Raw genomic sequence first — 21,021 nt, forward strand, 5'->3', positions numbered from 1 at the left:
GCGCCCGACCTCCGTGGGTCTCAGTCGTCCAGCAACGGGCGAAGGTCGCGCGGCAGGCGCGATTCTGGATACTGCTCGATGTAGCGTTCCAGGCTGGCGCGGGCAAGGTCGCGCTGGCCCGCATCGCGGCGCTCACGGATTTTTTCCAGCCACTGCCGGCGTGGCAGGCGCGCGTCGGCGCCGACTTCTGCCTGCACCGCATCGGCACTCAGGCTGGCATCGCTGCTGCGGCGCATGACGCCCGCCGCGGAACGGCTGGCGGCCTCGCGCTTCATCGAGGTGATCTGTACCCGATCCAGTGCCTGCGCCGGCTCGGCGTTGGCTGCGGCGTTGTCCATGGCCGCTTCGGCCGTGCGTGCCTTGAGCGCCGCTGCCGGAGCGGGCGCGAATGCCGGAGCAGGTGCCGAGTAGGCTGCCGGGGCCGGTGGCGCAGGCGGAGCCGCTGCTGGTGCGGCTGACGGTGTGGCAAAAGGCGTATCGGCGGCGGCCTCTGCCGCCCTTGAGCGCGCGGCGCGTGCCGGTGCGTCCACGGGTGCAGGCTTGGGTGCTGCCGCCACTGCGGGTGCACGCTCGGCGGAAGCCGGTGCGGGCGTGGGGGTGGCCATCGGAGCAGCCATCGGAGCAGCCTCGGGCGTTGCCGGCGGTGCAGCCGGTTCTGCGGCTGCCGCCGTACGGTCCGCGGCGCCGCCTGCAGCAGGCGGCGCGTCGGCTGCGATCTCGGCAGCAGCAGGTGCTGCAGCGACGGCTGCTTCACCTGCCGGGACCGGCGGTGGTTCCGGGCGCAGTTGCCAGGCGATGCCGATGGCGAACACCATCGAGGCGGCGATACCGAACACGGCCGGCCAGCGCGAGCGTGAGCGCCGTGCGCGGGGTGCTTCCGGGGAGGCGGCGGTTGCGGCGGCCGGTGCGTCCACGGCGGCGCGCGCCGCGGCCAGGATGGCGGCGTCGAGCGCGGCCGGCGGCGCCTGTTCGGCGCGACGGCCGAGCAGGCGGGCCAGCTCGCGTTCTTCCGGCGTCAGCGGTTCGTCTCGGTTCATGCGTTCAATCCCGCACGCAGCTTGTCCATCGCATAGCGCAGCCGCGATTTCACTGTTTCCCGGCCTACGCCGGTGATCTGGCCGATCTCCTCCAGGCTCAGTTCCTGATCCAGCCGCAGCTGCAGCACTTCGCGCTGCTCGGGCGGCAGTTGTTCCATCGCCAGTTGGATGCGGCGACGTTGTTCGAATTCGGAAAGTTCGGCTTCCGGGGTCTGCCCATCCTCGATGGCGGCCAGGCGCAGGTCGGCGTCGGCCGGTGCGGAGGGACGATGGCGGGCGGCACGCCAGTGATCGTTCAAGCGGTTATGGGCGATGCGGAACAGCCAGGTGCTGAATGCCGCCTCGGGCTGCCAGCCGGCGCGGGCGCTGATCACCCGCTGCCAGACGTCCTGGAAGATCTCCTCGGCCAGCGCGTTGTCGCGCAGTTGCCGCAGCAGGAAGCCGAACAGCCGCTTGCGATGGCGCGCATACAGGCTTTCGAACGCGCGCAGGTCGCCACCGGCCCAGGCCAGCATCAAGGCTTCATCGGTTGGCAATGCGCTGGCTTCCACGGCGTACAGGGTAAGGCCTGCAGGCGATGGCGCATAGCCGGTGGCGAGGGCGGGCAGGGCAGGGTTCATGGCGCGCAAGGGGCTACGGACAGCAGGAAAAACGTACGGGCGCACGATTCGGGGTTTGCGGGCTTCCATTGCCCCCCGGGTGGCGCGCTATGCTCGACGGCTCAGGGGAGGCGACGCACAGACGGCGCCAAGAGATTGTCATTTGTCCACGTATGCTGAACCGGCGGAAGAGCCACCACACGAGGTCGTGCTGAGCACGGCGCTGGTGCGCGCGCTGCATGCGCTGTTGCCGGAATCGGCGGTGGTCCGCGTGGGCTGGGATGACCCGCAGCTGGGCTGTGGCCAGGGCGGATGGCCCTTGCTGGCGGTGACGGGGTGCGCCTCCGGGGAACCTGGCATCGGCGATGGCCAGCACGGCTGGGAGTACGACGGTGCGCGGCTGCTGCTGTCGGTGGCCGGCGCGGCGCCCTCGTCCGCGTGGTGGGGGCTGGCCCGGCAGGCGATGGAACTGGCCCTGCAGCGTGGCCGCCAGGCCGGGCAGATCAAGGCGCTGGAAGAGGCCGAGCGCCTGCAGCAGGCGTTGTTCCAGATCGCCGACCTGGCCGGTGCCGACCTTGAGATGGGCGAGATGCTGCGCCACGTGCACGGCGTGCTGGGCACGCTGATGTACGCGGAGAACTGCTACATCGTCGAGTACGACGATGTGCGGGACCAGATCCGCTTCCTGTACTTCGCCGACCAGGTGGATGATTTCGTTGCCGATCCATCGCAGAGCCACGCCGCCAGCGAGATGCCTCGCAGTCTGACCGTAGCGCTGCTGCGCCATGGCAGGCCGCTCAGTGGCCCGTCGCGCGAACTGCTGGCGCGGGTGATGGAGCAGGAGCACGACCCCCAGCGCGGGCCGGAAAGCCTGGACTGGCTGGGCGTGCCGATGCTGCGCGATGGCCGCGTATGCGGCGCCATCGTGGTGCAGAGCTATGAACAGGCTGCCCGCTATGGTGAGGCCGAGCGGGCCCTGCTGGGGTTCGTGGCCCAGCACGTGCAGACCGCCATGGACCGGCGCCAGGCGCAGGTACGGCTGGAGCAGCAGGTGGAAAGGCGCACGCAGGAACTGCAGCGCGCCAACCACAGCCTGCAGGATGAAGTGACCGAGCGCCGTCGCGCCGAACAGCTGCAGACCGCGCTGTACAACATTGCCGAGATGGCGATGTCGGCCGACAGCCTGGCCCAGTTCTACGGGCAGGTGCATGGCGTGGTCGGGCGCCTGCTTGATGCGCGCAACTTCTACATCGCACTGGTCAACCCGGCGGGCAATGGACTGGATTTCGTCTATTCGGTGGACGAGCACAATGCCAGTCGTGCGCCACGGCCGTTCAGCCGCGGCCTGACCGAGTACGTGGTGCGCAACCGGCGCCCGCTGCTGGCCTCGCGTGCGCAGATCGACGCGCTGCTGGCCACCGGCGAAGTGCGCGAATCCGGCGCCCGCTCGCATTGCTGGCTGGGCGTGCCCCTGCTGCGCGACGATGAAGTGGTCGGCGCGATCGTGGTGCAGAGCTACAGCGAGAACAGCACGTTCAGCGTGCACGACCAGCGCCTGCTGACCTTCGTCGCGCAGAACATCGGCACCGGCCTGGCCCGCCAGCGAGACCAGCAGCGGCTGCGCTCGGCGCATGCCGAGCTGGAAAAGCGGGTGGAGGAGCGTACCCGCGAACTGGCCGAGGTGAACGAAAAACTGCTCGGCCAGATCGGCGAGCGCCTGCGTGCCGAACAGCGCCTGACCCATCAGGCCATGCATGACGCGTTGACCGGCCTGCCCAACCGGTTGCACCTGCTCGACCGCCTGCAAGATGCGCTGGCGCTGGCCAGGCGCGAGGGCGGCCCGGTGTTCGCCGTGCTGTTCCTCGACCTGGACCGTTTCAAGCTGGTCAACGACAGCATCGGCCATGCGGCCGGTGACCGCATGCTGGTGGAAGTGGCCAAGCGCATCGTGTCGATGGCCGGCCCCGAGGATGTGGTGGCGCGGCTGGGTGGCGACGAGTTTGCCGTGTTGCTGCAGTGCCCGCAGGGCCTGGCACAGGCATTGGACTTCGGCCAGCGGTTGCTGCTGGCGCTGCAGGAATCGATGTGGATCGCCGGGCGCGAGCTGTTCCCGTCCGGCAGCCTGGGCATCGCCTTGTGGAACCCGCGCTACCGCACCGGTGAAGAACTGCTGCGCGATGCCGATGCCGCGATGTACCGGGCCAAGGCACAGGGCCACGATCGTTGCTCGATCTTCGATGAGGACATGCGCGAACAGGCAATGCGCAGCCTCGACCTGGAAGCCGATCTGCGCCGCGCGATCAACAACCGCGATTTCGTTCCCTTCTACCAGCCGATCGTGCGCCTGTCCGATGGCGAAGTGGTCGGGCACGAAGCGCTGCTGCGCTGGCAGCACGAGCGCCGTGGCCTGCTGCTGCCGGGTGCGTTCCTGGAACTGGGTGAGGAAAGCGGGCTGATCGAACAGGTCGACTGGCTGATCTACGAGCAGGTCATCGCCGGCCTCGGCAAGGGCGGCCAGGGCTACGTCTCGGTGAACGTGTCGCCGCGCCATTTCCGTTCGGCGGAATTCAGTGATCGCCTGTTCGGCCTGCTCGACACCTGCGGTGCCGATCCGCGCAGGCTGCGCCTGGAGATCACCGAGGTGGCGCTGCTGGACGATGGCCCGCATACGCTGCGCATCCTGCAGGGCCTGCGCGAGCGTGGCATCCAGGTGCAGCTGGACGATTTCGGTACCGGTTTCTCGGCGCTGTCCTACCTGCACCGCTTCCCGATCAGCACGTTGAAGATCGACCAGAGTTTCATCGCCGGCCTGCACGGCCCGGAAGTGCAGAGCACGCGCGCGCTGGTTGAAGGCGTGCTGTCGCTGGCGCGCACGCTGGGCATCGAGACCATCGGTGAAGGCATCGAGACCGAGGCGCAGCGGCAGACCCTGCGCGAACTCGGCTGTGATTACGGCCAGGGCTACCTGCTGGGCCGGCCTGCGCCCCGGGTGCACGCGGTGGCCTGAGCCGCCGCGTGCTGTTGCATCAGCGCAGGGCGGCGCGGCGTTTTTCGTCAATCCACTTCGAGGCCTGTGCCGGCTGGTAGTTCTGCATCCAGGTCAGCATCTCCTCGATGTCCGAGCCGTACCACAGGTCGTGGCGCTGGTCCGGATGCAGGAAGCGCTCCTCCACCATGCGATCGATCATGCCGATCAGCGGTGCATAGAAGCCATCCACATCGAGGAACGCGCACGGCTTGTTGCCGATGCCCAGCTGGCGCCAGGTCAGCATCTCGAAGATTTCTTCCATTGTCCCGAAGCCGCCGGGCAGGGCCACGAAGCCATCGGCCAGGTCGAACATGCGCGACTTGCGCTCGTGCATCGAGCCGACGATTTCCAGTTCGGTCAGGCCGCGATGGGCCACTTCCCAGTCGGCCAGCTGGCGCGGGATCACGCCGGTTACTTCACCGCCGGCGGCAAGTACGGCGTTGGCCACGGTTCCCATCAGGCCGACGTTGCCGCCGCCGTACACCAGGCGCAGGCCGTCGCGGGCGATGCGGTCACCCAGGGCAATGGCGCGTTCGGTGTAGGCCGGCTTGCTGCCCGCGTTGGAACCACAGTACACACAGATCGATTTCATGGATCTTCCTGTCTCTAGGCCGGAAACGAAAACGCCCCGCCGGCAACCGGATCAGCGGTTGCGGGCGGGGTATCCATGGAGTATGACGCGTTGGGCGTTCTTACGCTGCGGCGGCCTGCTCGCGGCGTGGGCCTTCGCGCAGGGCGCGGCCGACCATGCCCACCAGCAGGTCCAGCTCTTCGCTGTCCATGCCGAAGTGCGGGGTGAACCGCAGCGAGTTCTCGCCGCCGTGGATCACGTTGATGCCGTGCTGGCGCAGCCATTCCTCGGTGGAATTGGCGCCGTAGCACTTGAACTGCGGGGCCAGCTCGCAGGAGAACAGCAGGCCGGTGCCCTGCACCTTGGTGATCAGCCCGCCCAGTTCGCCCTTCAGCTGCTCCAGCTTGCGCACCGCTTCGGCACCCCGTTCGGCGATGTTGGCACGCACCTGCGGGGTCAGCTGGGCGAGGGTGGCGCAGGCCACATCCAGTGCACGCGGGTTGCTGGTCATGGTGTTGCCATAGATGCCCTTGCGGTACAGCTGCGCGGCATGCTCGGTCACCGCCAGCACCGAGAGCGGGTACTGTGCAGCGTTGAGGGCCTTGGAGTAGGTCTCCATGTCCGGCGGGTCCAGGCCTTCGAAGCCCGGGTAGTCGACCACCGACAACACGCCATGCGCGCGCAGGCCGGCCTGGATCGAATCGAGCAGCAGCAGGCTGCCGTGTGCACGGGTCAGTTCACGGGCCAGCGCATAGAACGCCGGCGGCACCGAACGGCCCGGGTCGCCTTCGCCCATCACCGGTTCCAGGAACACGGCTTCGACGAACCAGTGGTTGCGCGCAGCATCTTCGAACACCTTGCGCAGGCCAGCCTCATCGTAGGGCGCAACGGTGATCACCGAGTCTTCGCCGCGGTAGCTGGCCAGGTGCTGCATGTAGCTCTTGCGGCTGGAATCTGAGTACAGCGCCGGGCGGTCGGTACGGCCATGGAAGCTGCCCTTGACCACCACGCGCTTGATTGCCGCGCCAGCGTGGCGGGCGCCCGGGTCGGTCTGCAGCTTGGCGTTGACGTCGGCGATGCGGGCCGCCAGGCCGACCGCCTCGGAGCCGGAGTTCAGGCACATGAACCGGGCGAACGGGCAGCCGCCACGGCGATGGCCGATCTCGGCGCGCAGGGCCGTGATGAAACGCTGCTGCGACAGGCTCGGGGTCATGATGTTGGCCATCACCTGCGGGCGGGCCATCGCCTCCAGCACGGCATCCGGGGTGTGCCCGAAGCCGAGCATGCCGTAGCCGCCGGCGTCGTACAGCACCGCACCCTTCAGGGTCACCACCCAAGGACCGCGCGCGGCCAGCGCCACATACGGGGTCACTGCGTCATCGGCGTAGAAATTGACGAAGCCGTCCTGCATCGCGTCGATCTGCGCCTGCTCGTCCTGCGCCAGCAGCGGCCCCAGGTCGGCCTGCACGCGCGCGAATTCCTCGGCGGCAGCCTCCACCGCGGCAACCAGCTGCGGATGGCGGGCGGACAGGGCGGTCAGGGTGGCGTCGTCCAGACCAGTAGTGAGGCGGGTGCCGGGCTGGTTGCGCAGGGGGGCGAGGCGTTCGATGAAGCTCATTGCAGATCTCCTGAAACAATGGGTCGCACGGGTCTTCAAAAGCAAAACGCGCGTCATCACGCGCGCTTGGGGGCAGGCTCGTGCAGCGGACTTCCGGCTCGATGCTAGCACTTGTTTTTTTGCGCGATAACCCCGCAAAAGCCTGCTGCATAGCAGCATTTTGCGCGACGTTCGCCGCGAAGCGCGCCGGCTCGCAGACGCTGGACGTACAATGCGCGCCATTGTCGACCTGTTGCCGCCCACTGCCTTGAAGAAGTCCGATTTCAACTACGACCTGCCGGCCGAACTGATCGCGCAGGCGCCCCTGGCTGAACGTTCCGCCAGCCGCCTGCTGCTGGTGCCACCCGCCCCGGCAGGCTTCACCGACCTGCAGGTGCGTGACCTGCCGTCACAGCTGCAGCCGGGCGACCTGCTGGTGTTCAACGACACCCGGGTGATTCCGGCCCGCCTGTTCGGGCAGAAGGCCAGCGGTGGCCGCGTGGAGATCCTGATCGAGCGCCTGCTCGGCGGCCAGCAGGCGCGTGCGCAGGTGGGTGCCAGCAAGTCGCCGAAGGCCGGCAGCCGCATCGCGCTGGATGCCGGCGGCGAAGCCGAGGTGCTGGGCCGCGACGGCGAGTTCTACGTGCTGCAGTTCCATGTGCCCGAGTCACTGGAGCAGTGGCTGCTGCACGCCGGCCGCCTGCCGTTGCCGCCGTACATCCAGCGCGAGCCGGGCGTGGACGACCGCGAGCGCTACCAGACCGTGTTCGCGCGTGAAGTGGGCGCGGTGGCCGCGCCGACCGCCGGCCTGCATTTCGACGAACCGCTGCTGGCCGCGCTGAAGGAGAAGGGCGTGGACTTCGGCCACGTCACCCTGCACGTGGGCGCGGGCACCTTCCAGCCGGTGCGTGCCGATGACCTGAAGGACCACGTGATGCACCGCGAGTGGCTGAACGTCGGCGCGGAGCTGGTGCAGCAGGTGCGGCGCACGCGTGCGGCCGGTGGCCGGGTGATCGGCGTCGGCACCACCGTGGTGCGGGCGCTGGAAAGCGCGATGCGCGATGGCGAGCTGCTGCCGTTCGCTGGCGAGACGCAGATCTTCATCACCCCGGGCTACCGCATCTGCAGCGTCGACGCGATGGTGACCAACTTCCACCTGCCGGAGAGCACGCTGCTGATGATGATTTCCGCGTTCGCCGGCAAGCAGCGCGTGTTCGAGGCCTACCAGCACGCGATCGAGCAGCGCTACCGCTTCTTCAGCTACGGCGACGCGATGCTGCTGTTCCCGCAGGCGGGTTGAGGCGCCGCGCCTGCTACTTGCAGTGCTTGCTGGTGAACGCCCCGGTGCCGGCTGGCTGCACGTCCGCCGCGAGGCGGAAGGCGCTGCCACGTAGCAGGCCTTCGGCCTCCGTCCACGGTGCAGTGCGTTCGCGGAGTGCGATCAGCTCGCGACCCATCTCGATTGCCGCGCGCAGGTTGGCCGCCAGCGGCTTCTTTTCCTCCGGGCCCTTGCGATCGGCCTTGGCGTGGCAGTGGCTGGACTGCCCGCGATAGGTCAACAGGCGTTCGATGGGTAAGCCATCGGCAGCGTAGTCGCGCTGGACATGACTCTGCGAGTAGGAATCCTGCAGCAGATGCAGCAGGGAGCCGAATGCCATGTCGCGTATCAATGGTTCGTCGTACTCGTGGCCGAACATGAAAAGGTCGGCGCCGGTCCAGTGGCGCTTTTCGGCCTGGAACCAGGGCGCCAGGCCGGCGAACTGACGTACCGGTGCCTCCACATCCAACTGCTCCAGGCCTCCGCGCAGGGAAAGGCGGTAGCTGTACTCGGCCCAGGCCATCATGTGTTCCAGCGTGGTCGACGCCGCTTCACCGGGCTCGCTCGCCATGGCATGCAGGAACTGCATGTCGCCGTAGTGCGAGCGCTGCGCCATCAGTGACGCTTCGCCGTAACCGGCATCGGGATTGCGCTTGGCCTTCAGCATATGAGCCAGCCAGCAGTTTCCGCTCCGGTGCGGCATCATCACTACCTTCCCCTGGCAGGCGCCAAGGGAGGGCACATCCGGGGGATTGTCGTTCCATTGCAGCCCCATGCTGATATGGCCGCGCTCGGAATGGGCCGCGCAGGATGGTTGGCCGGGGCAGCCGTACGACATCAGCATGATGCGCTCGTGCACGGGCTCGTAGCCGCTATCCAGGATCATCTGCAACGAGACGCCGCGAACGCCAAGCTGGTCCAGCCTGGTGCGCAGATCCTTGGCTTGGGCACGGGTCACCATCTGCAGTTCGAAGGCCGCGCAGGGCGCGCAGGCCAGGGCAGCGGCCAGAATCAGGCAGCCGGCCCGCAGTGCTGGGTGCAGCATCGTTCCCCCCGGTTCGATACATCGCAGCGGCAGTCTGGACCTTCCGACAGGCGGTCGTCCAGTGCCCGTGACCGCAGGCTAGGATCGCAGCGCGCAGGCCCCGGGGAGGGGCCTGTGCCCCACCAAGGAGAACGCTCATGCGGCGGATTGCCGGCCTGTGCCTGATCGTGTGCGGTCTTTCGTCCTGTACCAGCGTGCCCGATGTCGCCTACTGGCCCGAGCACGAGGCCGTGCGACTCGACGCACCGGCGCGCAGCGAGCGCATGGTGATCGAGATCGATGATGCAGGGCGGTTCCATTGGCCCGGCCAGTTCGACCGCCTGCAGCACTGGCTGGCGGAGGAGCCGGCCGACCTGCCTGTGGTGGTATTCATCAACGGCTGGCACCACAACGCATCGCCCAACGACAGCAATTTCACCGATTTTGACCGGTTCCTTGCGAGCGTCGAGGCCAAGGCTGGAGCGCCGGTGAGAGGGCTGTACGTGGGCTGGCGGGGCGATTCCATCGACACCCCACTGGCCTGGGAGCCGAGCGACTTCCTGACCGTATGGGACCGGAAGAACGCGTCTATAGCCGTTGGTGAGGGTGGGCTGGCGCAGGTGGTGACGATGCTGCGCGAGCAGCACCCCGAGCGTGCGGTCTACATGATCGGCCACAGCTTTGGCGGCTCGGCGTTGTTCCATGCGATCAAGGACGGACTGGCGCAGGAGCAGTTGCACGGCTTCGAGTACTTCATGCTCAACCCGGCGGTGGCCGAACGCGAATTCGACGCGGTCGAGCAGGCGCTGGTCGCAGCGTGGGCGGCATCGCCGGCGTTCAGCGGCGCGGTCTCGATCACGGCAGCAGACGCTTTGCGCCAGCATCGCAAGGTCACGGTGCTGCAGGCGCAGGGCGACAAGGCGGTGGGCTGGGGCTACCGGATCGCCTTCCGCGATACCCCGATCGGCTTTGACCGCCAGCGGCAGACCCACCGTGCCAAGATCTGCAATACAGGGGATGCCTGTCGACCCTCGCCAGCGGATACCTGTACCGCGACCCTGGCCGATGGCCGCTTCGTGCTGCGCGCGGTCAGCATACCCGGCCAGGGCTGCGTGCCGATGCAGCAGCGGCCGGTATGGGTGATTGCCGGCGAGGACAGCGTCTCCGCCAACCATAACGACATCCTGAATTCGATCCAGGCCGAGGCCTTGGCCGACCTGCTGGCGCAGCGTTGGCGCCAGCGGGCAGGGCGCTGAACGGCGCAGACAGGTCACGGGTTCGTCGGCGCCCGGTTTTGGGAGACAATGGGCGACTATTTGCCTGAATGACCGCTCCATGTCCCGACTGCAGTTCCAGCTCAAGACCCGCGACGGCCGTGCCCGCCGTGGCCGCCTGACCTTCCCGCGTGGCACGGTGGAAACGCCGGCCTTCATGCCGGTGGGAACCTATGGCTCGGTCAAGGGCATCCTGCCGGACCAGGTGCGCGCGCTGGGTGCCGAGATCATCCTCGGCAACACCTTCCACCTGTACCTGCGCCCGGGCCTGGACATCATTGCCGACCACGGCGGCCTGCACGGCTTCTGCCGCTGGAATGGCCCGATCCTGACCGACTCGGGCGGCTTCCAGGTGTTCTCGCTGGCCCATCGCCGCAAGATCACCGAGCAGGGCGTGACCTTCGCCTCACCGACCGACGGTGCCCGCGTGTTCCTGGGCCCGGAAGAGAGCATGAAGATCCAGAAAGTGCTCGATTCGGACGTGGTGATGATCTTCGACGAGTGCACCCCGTACCCGGCCACCGAAGATGTCGCCCGCCGCTCGATGGAACTGAGCCTGCGCTGGGCCCAGCGCAGCCGCAACGCGCATGACGAGCTTGGCAACGATGCGGCCCTGTTCGGCATCGTCCAGGGCGGCGTGCACACCGACCTGCGCAGCCGCTCGGCCGAAGCCCTGCAGGCGATCGGCTTCGACGGCTACGCCATCGGCGGCCTGGCCGTGGGCGAGCCGGAGCACGAGCGCAATGCCATGCTGGACCACCTGGATCCGGAACTGCCGGGCGACCGCCCGCGCTATCTGATGGGCGTGGGCCGGCCGGAGGATCTGGTCGAGGGTGTCGCACGCGGCGTGGACATGTTCGATTGCGTGATGCCGACCCGCAACGCCCGCAACGGCCACTATTTCACCTCGTTCGGTACCGTCCGCATCCGCAACTCCCAGTACGCGCGCGACATGGACCCGATCGAGCCGGGCTGCGGCTGCGTGGCCTGCACCGGCGGCTACACCCGCTCCTACCTGCGCCACCTGGACCGCTGCAACGAGATGCTGGCGCCGATGCTGGGCACCCTGCACAACCTGTTCTATTACGAAAAGCTGATGGCCGACATCCGTGCGGCGATCGAGGCGGGAACCTTCCTGGCCTTCCGTGAGTCTTTCTACGCGGCACGGGGGGCGGTCGCGCCGCCCCTGTAACCGGACACCCCCTGCCAAACGGCCCAAGGACGAACGCCCGGGGCCGTGGCATACTTCAAGGCTGACCCAGATCCGCGGTCGACACGCCGTGCCCGTGAAAGGGCCGGAGCGCCGCCCAACCAAAGGACCAACGATGAACCTGCTTGCTTTCCTGATTCCCGCCGCCCACGCCCAGGCCGCCGGCGGCCAACCGCAGGGCATGGGCCTGACCACGCTGCTGTTCCCGATCATCCTGATCGCCATCATGTACTTCCTGATGATCCGCCCGCAGATGAAGCGGCAGAAGGAGCACAAGGCCATGCTGGAGAAGATCAAGCGTGGCGACGAAGTGCTGACCAACGGCGGCATCGCCGGCATCGTCACCGACATCGGCGACAACTTCATCACCATCGAAGTGGCTGACAACGTGCGCATCCGCGTGCAGAAGGGCGCTGTCGGCAACGTGCTGCCGGCCGGTACCCTGAAGTCGGCCCAGTAAGCCACTCCCTTTCCGAAGCACAACCGCGGCGCCGGGGATGGCGCCGCGCGGGACCCAAGCAATGCTCGAATTTCCACGCTGGAAGTACGTCGTCATCCTGATCGTACTGGCGCTCAGCGCGCTGTACGCGCTGCCCAACATCTACCAGAAGGACCCGGCCATCCAGATCACCGCCAACCGTGGCGGGCAGGTCGACGATGCGCTGCGCGACCGCGTGCTGGCCGACCTGAACAAGGCCGGTATCACCACCATTGGCGCCGAGAAGGAAGGGGAGAGCCTGATCGTCCGCCTGCCGGACCTGAAGGCGCAGTCCGCTGCCAGCGACGCCCTGCGTGACACCATCGGCGAGCAGTACACCGTTGCGCTGAACCTGGCCTCGACCGTGCCGGACTGGCTGGCCAACCTCGGCGGTCGCCCGATGGTGCTGGGCCTGGACCTGCAGGGCGGTGTGCACTTCGTGCTGCAGGTCGACCAGAAGGCCGCCCTGGACAAGCGCCTGGACGCCTACACCGAAGACGTGCGCAGCACGCTGCGTGACGCCCGCATCGCCTACCAGTCGGTGGAGCGTCGTGCCGACAACAGCATCGTGGCCAACCTGAGCCCGTCGGCCGGTGATGACGCGGCACAGCTCGCCCGTACCGCGCTGGTCAAGGCTCAGCCGACCCTCGGTTACGACGTCAGCGGCAGCCGCATCACGGTGACCATCCCGGAGGCCGAGATCACCCAGATCGCCAACGGTGCCATCGAGCAGAACATCAACACCCTGCGCAACCGCGTGAACCAGCTGGGCGTGGCCGAGCCGATCATCCAGCGCCAGGGTGCCGACCGCGTGGTCGTGCAGCTGCCGGGCGTGCAGGACACCGCCGAAGCCAAGCGCATGATCGGCGCCACCGCCACCCTGGAATACCGTGCGGTGGTCGAAGGCAATGCGCAGGACGCGATCGCCTCCGGCCGCATCCCGCCGGAAGCGAAGGTCTACCAGCGCCGTGATGGCGGTGGCCCGGTGCTGCTGAACAAGCGCGTGATTGTCACCGGCGACCAGATGGTCGGCGCGCAGGCGGTGACCGATTCGAACAGTGGCTCGCCGGCGGTCAGCGTCACGCTGAACAATGTCGGCGGCCAGCGCATGTTCGACTTCACCAGCGCCAACGTGAACAAGCCGATGGCGGTGGTCTACACCGAGCGCGTGCCGACCGTGACCGTCGTCGACGGCCAGGAAGTGCGTGGCTTCAAGGTCAACGAGGAAGTGATCTCGGTGGCCAACATCAACGGCGTGTTCGGCAAGAACTTCCAGACCACCGGCCTGCAGAAGAAGGAAGCCGAAGACCTGGCCAAGCTGCTGAAGTCCGGCTCGCTGGCGGCGCCGATGGACTTCGTCGAAGAGCGCGTGGTCGGCCCGAGCCTGGGCGCCGAGAACGTCAAGAACGGTATGCGCGCAGTGGTGTTCGCGTTCCTGTTCACCCTGGTGTTCTTCAGCATCTACTACCGCATGTTCGGCGTGATCACCTCGATCGCGATGCTGTTCAACCTGCTGATCGTGGTGGCGGTGATGTCGATGTTCGGCGCGACCATGACCTTGCCGGGCTTTGCCGGCCTGGCGTTGTCGGTCGGCCTGTCGGTGGACGCCAACGTGCTGATCAACGAGCGTATCCGTGAAGAACTGCGTGCCGGCGTGCCGGGCAAGACCGCGATCGTGACCGGTTACGAGCGTGCCTCCGGCACCATCCTCGACGCCAACCTGACCGGCCTGATCGTCGGTGTGGCGCTGTTCGCATTCGGTACCGGTCCGCTGAAGGGCTTCGCGCTGACCATGATCATCGGTATTTTCGCCTCCATGTTCACCGCGATCACCGTGTCGCGCGCGCTGGCGACGCTGATCTACGGCAGCCGCAAGAAGCTCCAGAACGTGGCCATCTGACGGGACGACACGCACATGAAACTGTTTCCGCTGCACATCCTCCCGAACGACACCAAGATCGACTTCATGCGCTGGCGCCATGTCGCCATGGCGGTCACCATCGTGGTGTTCCTGGCCTCGGTCGCCATCATCGGCTTCAAGGGCTTCAACTATGCGCTGGACTTCACCGGCGGCACGCTGATCGAAGCCCGCTTCGACAAGGCGGTGGACGTCGAGCAGGTGCGTACCAAGCTCGAGGAAAACGGCTTTGACGGTGCGCAGGTGCAGAGTGTCGGTGGCAACACCGACCTGCTGATCCGCCTGGCCCCGCACGGCGAGCATGCCCCGGGTACCGGCGACGCCGCTGCCGAGGACAAGGCCACCGCCGCGGCCGTGGTGAAGGCACTGTCCACCGCCGACAACCAGGCCACCGTGCTGCGCAACGAGTTCGTTGGCCCGCAGATCGGCAAGGACCTGGCGATGAATGGCCTGTACGCCACCATCTTCATGCTGGCCGGCTTCCTGATCTACATCGCGGTGCGCTTCGAATGGAAGTTCGCGGTCACCGCCAGCATCGTGGCGATGTTCGACCTGATCGTGACGGTGGCTTACGTGTCCCTGCTGGGCCGTGAGTTCGACCTGACCGTGCTGGCCGGCCTGCTGTCGGTGATGGGCTTTGCAATCAACGACATCATCGTGGTGTTCGACCGCGTCCGCGAGAACTTCCGCAGCCTGCGCGTGGACTCGATGGAAGTGCTGAACCGTTCGATCAACCAGACGCTGTCGCGTACGGTGATCACCGCGGTGATGTTCTTCCTGTCGGCGCTTGCCCTGTACATGTATGGCGGCAGCTCGATGGAAGGCCTGGCCGAGACGCACATGATCGGTGCGGTGATCGTGGTGCTGTCCTCGATCCTGGTGGCGGTGCCGATGCTGACGATCGGCTTCCTGCGCGTCAGCAAGCAGGACCTGCTGCCGAAGGCGAAGGACGTCGAGGCTCTGGCCCGTCGCCCGTAATCACCTGCGGCGCGCAGCACACAGAGAACCCCGCGCAAGCGGGGTTTTTTGTGTTGCAGGGCTTGCAGCCCTGCACCTGCAGAAGCCAAAGCCAAAGCCAAAGCCAGAGCAGCATTCCGTAGGATGGCGGGGCGGTGTCGGAGTGCGGGGACGCCGTGAACCCATCCCTGGGGGCTTGGCAGCCGCATCCATGCGGCTGACACCCCGCACTCCGACACCGCCCCACCTTCGACAGGTTCATGCGGCTGTTGGACCGCGCGCTGTCGGTAGGTGTCGACCTTGGTCGACACATTTGTCAGATATCGAATGAATTCATCCGTGTCGACCAAGGTCGACACCTACCAGAACAGGGTGCCGTTCCGGCAGATCGCGGGAATCTGTCGAAGGCGGGGTGGGTCCGGTTGCGGGGGCGTGAGCCGCATGGATGCGGCGACCGAGCTTACATGGACGTACTTGCAGCGCCCCCCGCAACCGGACCCACCCCGCCAACCCACAGGAACCCAGCTTTTGACGTTGACGTTGCTCTGGCTTCCGGCGGGTGCAGGGCGCAGCCCTGCAGAACAAAATCCCACCCTACGCCAGCGTCGGTTGTGCAATCTTCCCCCGCGCACTACGATCCTGCGGTTCGCGCGCGCAGGCGCGCACCCGTATTCCTGCTGAGCGCCCCGTGCGCCGCATCTGCCAACCCGAGGTATCCATGGTCATCAAACCGCGCGTCCGCGGCTTCATCTGCGTCACCACCCACCCGACCGGCTGCGAGGCCGCGGTCAAGCAGCAGATCGACTACATCCGCGCGCGTCCGCCGATCCAGAACGGCCCCAAGCGCGTGCTGGTCATTGGTGCCTCCACCGGCTACGGCCTGGCGGCGCGCATCACTGCGGCGTTCGGTAGCGGCGCGGCGACCCTGGGCATCTTCTTCGAGCGTCCGGGCAGCGAATCCAAGCCGGGCACCGCCGGCTGGTACAACTCGGCCGCGTTCCACAAGTACGCCGACGAAGCCGGCCTGTACGCCAAGAGCATCAACGGCGATGCCTTCTCCGATGAGGTGAAGGCCAAGGCCATCGAGATGATCAAGGCCGATCTTGGCCAGGTCGACCAGGTGGTCTACAGCCTGGCTGCACCGCGCCGCAAGCACCCGAAGACCGGTGAAATCATCAGCTCCACGCTGAAGCCGATCGGTGAGCCGATCACGCTGCGTGGCCTGGATACCGACAAGGAAGTGCTGACCGAGACCCACCTGCAGCCGGCTACCGCCGAAGAAATCGCCGGCACCGTCGCGGTCATGGGCGGTGAAGACTGGCAGATGTGGATCGATGCGCTGGCCGATGCCGGTGTGCTGGCCAACGGCTGCACCACCACCGCCTTCACCTACGTGGGCGAAGAGATCACCCAGGCCATCTACTGGAATGGCTCGATCGGTGCCGCCAAGAAGGACCTGGACACCAAGGTGCTGGGCCTGCGCGAGAAGCTGGCAAAGATCGGTGGCGATGCGCGCGTGTCGGTGCTGAAGGCCGTGGTCACCCAGGCCAGCTCGGCCATTCCGACCATGCCGCTGTACCTGTCGCTGCTGTTCAAGGTGATGAAGGAAAAGGGCACCCATGAAGGCTGCATCGAGCAGCTGGACGTGCTGTACGACATCCTCTACGGCGGCAAGGCTGACGGCGTGGCGGTCGATCGCCTGCGCCACGACCTGGTCGATGCCGATGGCCACACCGTCGCGCTGGTCGATGAGGAAGGCCGCCTGCGTGCCGACTACAAGGAAATGGCCGCGGACGTGCAGGGCAAGGTGGTTGCGCTGTGGCCGCAGGTGACCAACGAGAACCTGTACGAGATCAGCGACCTGGCCGGCTACAAGGCCGACTTCCTGCGCCTGTTCGGTTTCGGCGTGGAAGGTGTCGACTACGAAGCCGACGTCAATCCGGACGTCAGGATCGAGAATCTGGTCGACATGACCTGATCAATGAAAAGGCCGGCGAAAGCCGGCCTTTTCGTTGGGTAGTGCCGGCCGCTGGCCGGCAGCCCCGTGGGTCAACCAAACTCGAACCCCATCTCCGGCAAGGCCGGGCCGACGAAGTCGCCCTGCACATAGTCCACGCCGGCACTGAACAGCAGGGTCATCGAATTGGCGTCGCTGACGAACTCGGCGATGGTGCGGATACCGGCTTCCTGCGCACGCGCGGTGATCTGGCTGATGCGGTCGATGTTCTCGCGGGTGGCGGCCAGATCGCTGGTGAAACCGCGGTCCAGCTTGAGGAACTGCGGCTGGAAGTGGGCCAGCAACTGGAACGAATCCAGCCCCGAACCGAACTGCTCCAGGCCGATGCGGCAGCCCAGGGGCGCGACCTCGGCAAGGAACTGCTGCGCGCTGCGCAGATGGGTGAACACCTTCGCTTCCGGTGCATGCAGCCACAGCCGTTCGCCTGGCACGCCCTGTGCCTGCAGTTCGCGGCGCAGGGTGGCGATCATCTGCGGATCGTCGAACGATTCCGGGGTGACCTTCACCAGCACCTGGGTGGCATGGCCTTCGCGCGCACGTTGGCCCAGCACCGCGATGGCCCGCGAAACCACCCAGCGGTTGATGTCGGCCAGCAGCCCGTGCTCCTCGGCAATGCCCAGGAACGCGGTCGGGCTCAGCAGCTCGCCGTTGTGCTCCAGGCGCAGGTAGGCCTCGTACAGTTCCAGCGGCTCGCCCTGCAGATTCAGCACCGGCTGGTAGTGCAGCTGGAAGCCGTCGCCGGCCAGCGCTTCACGGATGCGTGCCACCCAGCGCAGCACGCGCTCTTCCTCCACGCGGTCGGCAGCGGCGGGGTCGAAGATGCGGCAGGTATTGCCCAGCTCGGCAGCGGCCTGCGTGCATTCGCTGGCACGTGCCAGCACCTGGCCGATGCTGGCGATCTTCTCGCCCACCTGCACGCCGCCGATGCTGACCGTCACCGTGGCCGAGCGTGCGCCGATGCTGAAGACATGCGCGGCATAGGCTTCGCGGATGCGCTCGGCCAGCGCAACGGTCTGCGCATAGGGCCCAGCCTGCAGCACGGCGAAGTTGTGTTCGCCGAAGCGGGCCAGCTGCGCGTCCTCGCCGACCACCTCGGCCAGCAGGGCGGCGAGCGCGCCGATCAGCGCGTCGGCCGAGGCCAGGCCGATGTCCGGCAGCAGGCGTGCGTAATGGTCCGGTTCGATCAACAGCAGGCCGAACTGGCCTTCGCTGCGACCGGCCTGGGCCACCGCGCTTTCCAGCTGCAGCATGAAGGTCGGGCGGTTGAGCAGGCCGGTGACCTGGTCACGCTGGCGCAGGTCTTCAACTTCGCGTGCCAGCTCCGGATCGAATTCCATGCGGCGGCGGAGCACCACCTGCAGGCAGGATTCGCCCTCGTAGGTCGCCGCCGTGAATTCCATCGTTGCCGGGAACGCGCTGCCATCTTCGTGACGGGCGTCGAGCTGATACTGCGGCGGCGGCGCTTCGCCACGGCTGAGGCCTTTCAGCAGCTGCTTGAAGCCTTCCACATGCTGCGCGGCGACCATGTCGAGCAGCGAAATGCCTTCGATGTCGTCGAAATGCTCGTAGCCGAACATCTCCAGATAGGCGTCGTTGGCCCGGATGTGCATGCCTTCATGCACATAGGCGATGGGGTCGCGCGAGGAGGCGATCAGCGCGTCGCAGCGGCGCTCGGTTTCGCGCATCTGTGCCTCGATGCGGCGCAGGCCACGGCGGGCCTGCAGGTCCACCCACTGGTCGCGGACCACGGCCAGCAGATGCTCGGGGCGCTGGCGCAGGGCGAGGGCGCGGATGCCATGGCTGCTGGCCTGCACCAGCTCGTCCTCATCGATGCGCTCGGCCAGCAGCACCAGCGGAATATCCTTGCCGCTGGCGGCGATGTGCTGGGCCACCAGCGGCAGTGGAATGCCCGGCGACGGCGAGGCCAGCACCAGGTCGATGGCCTGGCTGTCCAGCACCTGGGCCAGCTCGGCCGCATCCTGCGGGCGCCACGGGCGCACCGCGATGCCACTGTTGCGCAGGGCGCTGACGATGGCTTCGGCATTCTCGCCGCTGTCATCGACGATCAGCAGGCGGATGGTGATGTCGTTCGCGTTCTGCATGCACTGCTCCCCAATCTGCAAATCTAGATACACGATGCGCGCCGAACCGTCCATGCGCGCCCCCCTTGCGCGCATCGAACGGCGATGTGGTTCACACCACGCCGCCGGCGGCGTGGCCGCTGGCCCAGGCCCACTGGAAGTTGTACCCGCCCAGCCAGCCGGTCACGTCCAGTACCTCGCCAACGAAGTGCAGGCCGGGCACGCGCCTGGATTCCATCGTCGAGGACGAAACCTCGGCGGTGTCCACGCCGCCCAGGGTGACCTCGGCGGTGCGATAGCCTTCGGTGCCGCTGGCCACCAACGGGAACGCGCCCAGCAGCTGCGCGGCCTGGCGCAGCACCGGCTCGTCCAGCTGGCGCACCGGGCGGTCGGGCAGCCAGTGTTCGCACAGGCGCTGCGCAAGCCGCTTGGGCAGTACCTCGCCCAGCACCGTGCGCAGCTCGGCGGCCGGCCGCTCGCGCTTCATCTGGCGCAGCCACTCGCCGGCATCCTGGCCGGGCAGCAGGTCCAGTTCCAGCGTGTCGCCAGGCTGCCAGAAGGACGAAATCTGCAGCATCGCCGGGCCGCTCACGCCGCGATGGGTCAGCAGCATGAAGTTCTGGAAGCTCTTTCCGTTGCAGCGCGCCTCGATCGGCAGGGCGACACCGCTGAGCTCGGCCAGCCGCTCCTGGTGCTTGCCGCTGAGCGTCAGCGGCACCAGCCCGGCGCGGGTCGGCAGCACCGCGTGGCCGAACTGGCGTGCGATCTCATAGCCGAAACCGGTGGCACCCATGCTGGGAATGGACAGCCCGCCGGTCGCGACCACCAGCGAGGCACAGTGGAACAGGCCGTGGCTGGTGTGTACGCGGAAGCCGTCGCTGCCGTGCTCGATGCGCTGCACGCTGCAGTCGGTACGGACCTGCACGCCAGCCGCCTGGCATTCGTCCACCAGCATCTTCACGATCTGCTTGGACGAGACATCGCAGAACAGCTGGCCCAGCTCTTTCTCGTGGTAGGCGATGCCGTGCTTGCTGACCAGCTCGATGAAATGCCAGGGCGTGTAGCGGGCCAGCGCCGACTTGCAGAAGTGCGGGTTGGCCGACAGGAAGTTGGCCGGGGTGGTGCCGGTGTTGGTGAAGTTGCAGCGGCCACCGCCAGACATCAGGATCTTCTTGCCGATCTTGTTGGCATGGTCGATCACCTGCACCTGGCGGCCGCGCTGGCCGGCGGTGATCGCAGTCATCAGCCCGGCCGCGCCGGCGCCGATGACCACTACATCGCAGCGGATCGTGCTCATGCCTTGGCGCGCTTGCGCCAGTTCGGGATGATGTCGAGCTGGATCTGGTCGTTGAGAATCTGCACTTCGCCATCCTGGATCAGCACGCTGAAGCGCATCGCACGCTGGATCTGCTGGCCCCACTGCTCGACGAAGGCACCGTCGAGGTCGACCACCGACAGGTTGTCGAAACGCGCCAGTCCCTTGCCCTGCTTGGTCCACCAGATCTCGGAGGCGTTGCCACCGTAGTTCACCACCTGCACCTGGCGGCTGCGGTTGCTGGCCTTGCGGATGCGCGATTCGTCCGGATGGCCCAGGTCGATCCACTGCAGGATGTCGCCGGTGTAGTCGTGTTCCCACAGGTCGGGCTCGTCATCGGTGCTCAGGCCGCGGCCGAATTCGAGGCGATCACCGGCGTTGAGGGCGAAGGCGAGCAGGCGCACCATCAGGCGCTCGTCGGTCTCGGACGGGTGCTGGGCCAGGGTCAGGTTGTGGGTCGCGTAGTAGCCGCGATCCATGTCGCTGATCTGTAGTTCGGCCTTGCGGATGGTGGCGGTAAGAGCCATGGGGGATCCGTGGACTAAAGAGGACAATGATAGAGGTTTGCTCTTGGGGTGTCCGTTGCCGGGCTGTCGG

The 21,021-nt window shown here is 67.0% G+C and carries 16 protein-coding genes; 8 read left to right on the forward strand and 8 right to left on the reverse strand.

Annotation, left to right across the window (positions count from 1 at the left end; genetic code table 11):
- Window positions 1-20: 20 nt before the first annotated feature.
- Together K5L94_RS09625 and K5L94_RS09630 are read right to left on the reverse strand one after the other, a co-directional pair.
- Complete coding sequence (locus tag K5L94_RS09625) at window positions 21-1,037, reverse strand: hypothetical protein (protein WP_274512495.1); 1,017 nt, start codon at window positions 1,035-1,037, stop codon at window positions 21-23.
- Entirely contained in the window at window positions 1,034-1,552 is a 519-nt protein-coding gene (locus tag K5L94_RS09630; protein WP_232281436.1) for an RNA polymerase sigma factor, read from the reverse strand. Before K5L94_RS09630 ends, K5L94_RS09625 begins: the two co-directional genes overlap by 4 nt.
- A 247-nt stretch (window positions 1,553-1,799) precedes the next feature.
- On the opposite strand from K5L94_RS09630, the gene K5L94_RS09635 reads away from it, so the two are divergent.
- A complete protein-coding gene (locus K5L94_RS09635) occupies window positions 1,800-4,643 on the forward strand; it encodes a bifunctional diguanylate cyclase/phosphodiesterase (protein WP_053449496.1) in 2,844 nt (947 codons plus the stop codon).
- A gap of 19 nt (window positions 4,644-4,662) precedes the next feature.
- Here K5L94_RS09635 and K5L94_RS09640 read toward each other — a convergent pair whose 3' ends face one another.
- A complete protein-coding gene (locus K5L94_RS09640) occupies window positions 4,663-5,256 on the reverse strand; it encodes an LOG family protein (protein WP_274512496.1) in 594 nt (197 codons plus the stop codon).
- Between the two features lie 100 nt (window positions 5,257-5,356).
- Entirely contained in the window at window positions 5,357-6,853 is a 1,497-nt protein-coding gene (locus tag K5L94_RS09645) for an aminotransferase class III-fold pyridoxal phosphate-dependent enzyme (protein WP_053449497.1), read from the reverse strand.
- Between the two features lie 211 nt (window positions 6,854-7,064).
- On the opposite strand from K5L94_RS09645, the gene queA reads away from it, so the two are divergent.
- The gene (gene queA, locus K5L94_RS09650) at window positions 7,065-8,132 is read left to right on the forward strand and encodes a tRNA preQ1(34) S-adenosylmethionine ribosyltransferase-isomerase QueA (protein WP_053449498.1); all 1,068 of its coding nucleotides are present in this window, start codon (window positions 7,065-7,067) and stop codon (window positions 8,130-8,132) included.
- A 13-nt stretch (window positions 8,133-8,145) separates the two neighbouring features.
- Here queA and K5L94_RS09655 read toward each other — a convergent pair whose 3' ends face one another.
- Window positions 8,146-9,195: a hypothetical protein gene (locus tag K5L94_RS09655; RefSeq protein ID WP_274512497.1), complete on the reverse strand. Its 1,050-nt coding sequence runs from the start codon at window positions 9,193-9,195 to the stop codon at window positions 8,146-8,148.
- 137 nt (window positions 9,196-9,332) lie between these two features.
- Here K5L94_RS09655 and K5L94_RS09660 point away from each other — a divergent pair, with 137 nt between their 5' ends.
- From K5L94_RS09660 to fabV, 6 genes are all read left to right on the forward strand, one after another.
- Window positions 9,333-10,430, forward strand: coding sequence for an alpha/beta hydrolase (locus K5L94_RS09660; RefSeq protein WP_274512498.1), 1,098 nt, complete (start codon window positions 9,333-9,335; stop codon window positions 10,428-10,430).
- A gap of 79 nt (window positions 10,431-10,509) precedes the next feature.
- Window positions 10,510-11,640 (forward strand): tRNA guanosine(34) transglycosylase Tgt, encoded by a 1,131-nt coding sequence (gene tgt, locus K5L94_RS09665; protein WP_053449501.1) that lies wholly within the window; start codon window positions 10,510-10,512, stop codon window positions 11,638-11,640.
- A gap of 133 nt (window positions 11,641-11,773) precedes the next feature.
- Window positions 11,774-12,118: a preprotein translocase subunit YajC gene (gene yajC, locus K5L94_RS09670; protein ID WP_006434333.1), complete on the forward strand. Its 345-nt coding sequence runs from the start codon at window positions 11,774-11,776 to the stop codon at window positions 12,116-12,118.
- A 61-nt stretch (window positions 12,119-12,179) separates the two neighbouring features.
- On the forward strand, window positions 12,180-14,036 hold the full coding sequence (secD, locus tag K5L94_RS09675) for a protein translocase subunit SecD (RefSeq protein ID WP_053449502.1): 1,857 nt from the start codon (window positions 12,180-12,182) through the stop codon (window positions 14,034-14,036).
- Window positions 14,037-14,051: 15 nt separating this feature from the next.
- Complete coding sequence (gene secF, locus K5L94_RS09680; protein WP_049456823.1) at window positions 14,052-15,032, forward strand: protein translocase subunit SecF; 981 nt, start codon at window positions 14,052-14,054, stop codon at window positions 15,030-15,032.
- A gap of 697 nt (window positions 15,033-15,729) precedes the next feature.
- Entirely contained in the window at window positions 15,730-16,989 is a 1,260-nt protein-coding gene (gene fabV / locus K5L94_RS09685) for an enoyl-ACP reductase FabV (protein ID WP_053449503.1), read from the forward strand.
- Window positions 16,990-17,060: 71 nt separating this feature from the next.
- Here fabV and K5L94_RS09690 read toward each other — a convergent pair whose 3' ends face one another.
- The 3 genes from K5L94_RS09690 to K5L94_RS09700 all read right to left on the reverse strand — a co-directional run bounded on the left by K5L94_RS09690 (window position 17,061) and on the right by K5L94_RS09700 (window position 20,951).
- Window positions 17,061-19,130, reverse strand: a complete 2,070-nt coding sequence (locus K5L94_RS09690; protein ID WP_040009725.1) for an EAL domain-containing response regulator — start codon at window positions 19,128-19,130, stop codon at window positions 17,061-17,063.
- Window positions 19,131-19,221: 91 nt separating this feature from the next.
- Window positions 19,222-20,406, reverse strand: coding sequence for a BaiN/RdsA family NAD(P)/FAD-dependent oxidoreductase (locus K5L94_RS09695; RefSeq protein WP_053449504.1), 1,185 nt, complete (start codon window positions 20,404-20,406; stop codon window positions 19,222-19,224).
- On the reverse strand, window positions 20,403-20,951 hold the full coding sequence (locus K5L94_RS09700; RefSeq protein WP_053449505.1) for a YaeQ family protein: 549 nt from the start codon (window positions 20,949-20,951) through the stop codon (window positions 20,403-20,405). Before K5L94_RS09700 ends, K5L94_RS09695 begins: the two co-directional genes overlap by 4 nt.
- Between the last annotated feature and the right edge of the window lie 70 nt (window positions 20,952-21,021).

The sequence above is a fragment of the Stenotrophomonas forensis genome, assembly GCF_028752115.1.
GTDB lineage: Bacteria > Pseudomonadota > Gammaproteobacteria > Xanthomonadales > Xanthomonadaceae > Stenotrophomonas > Stenotrophomonas forensis.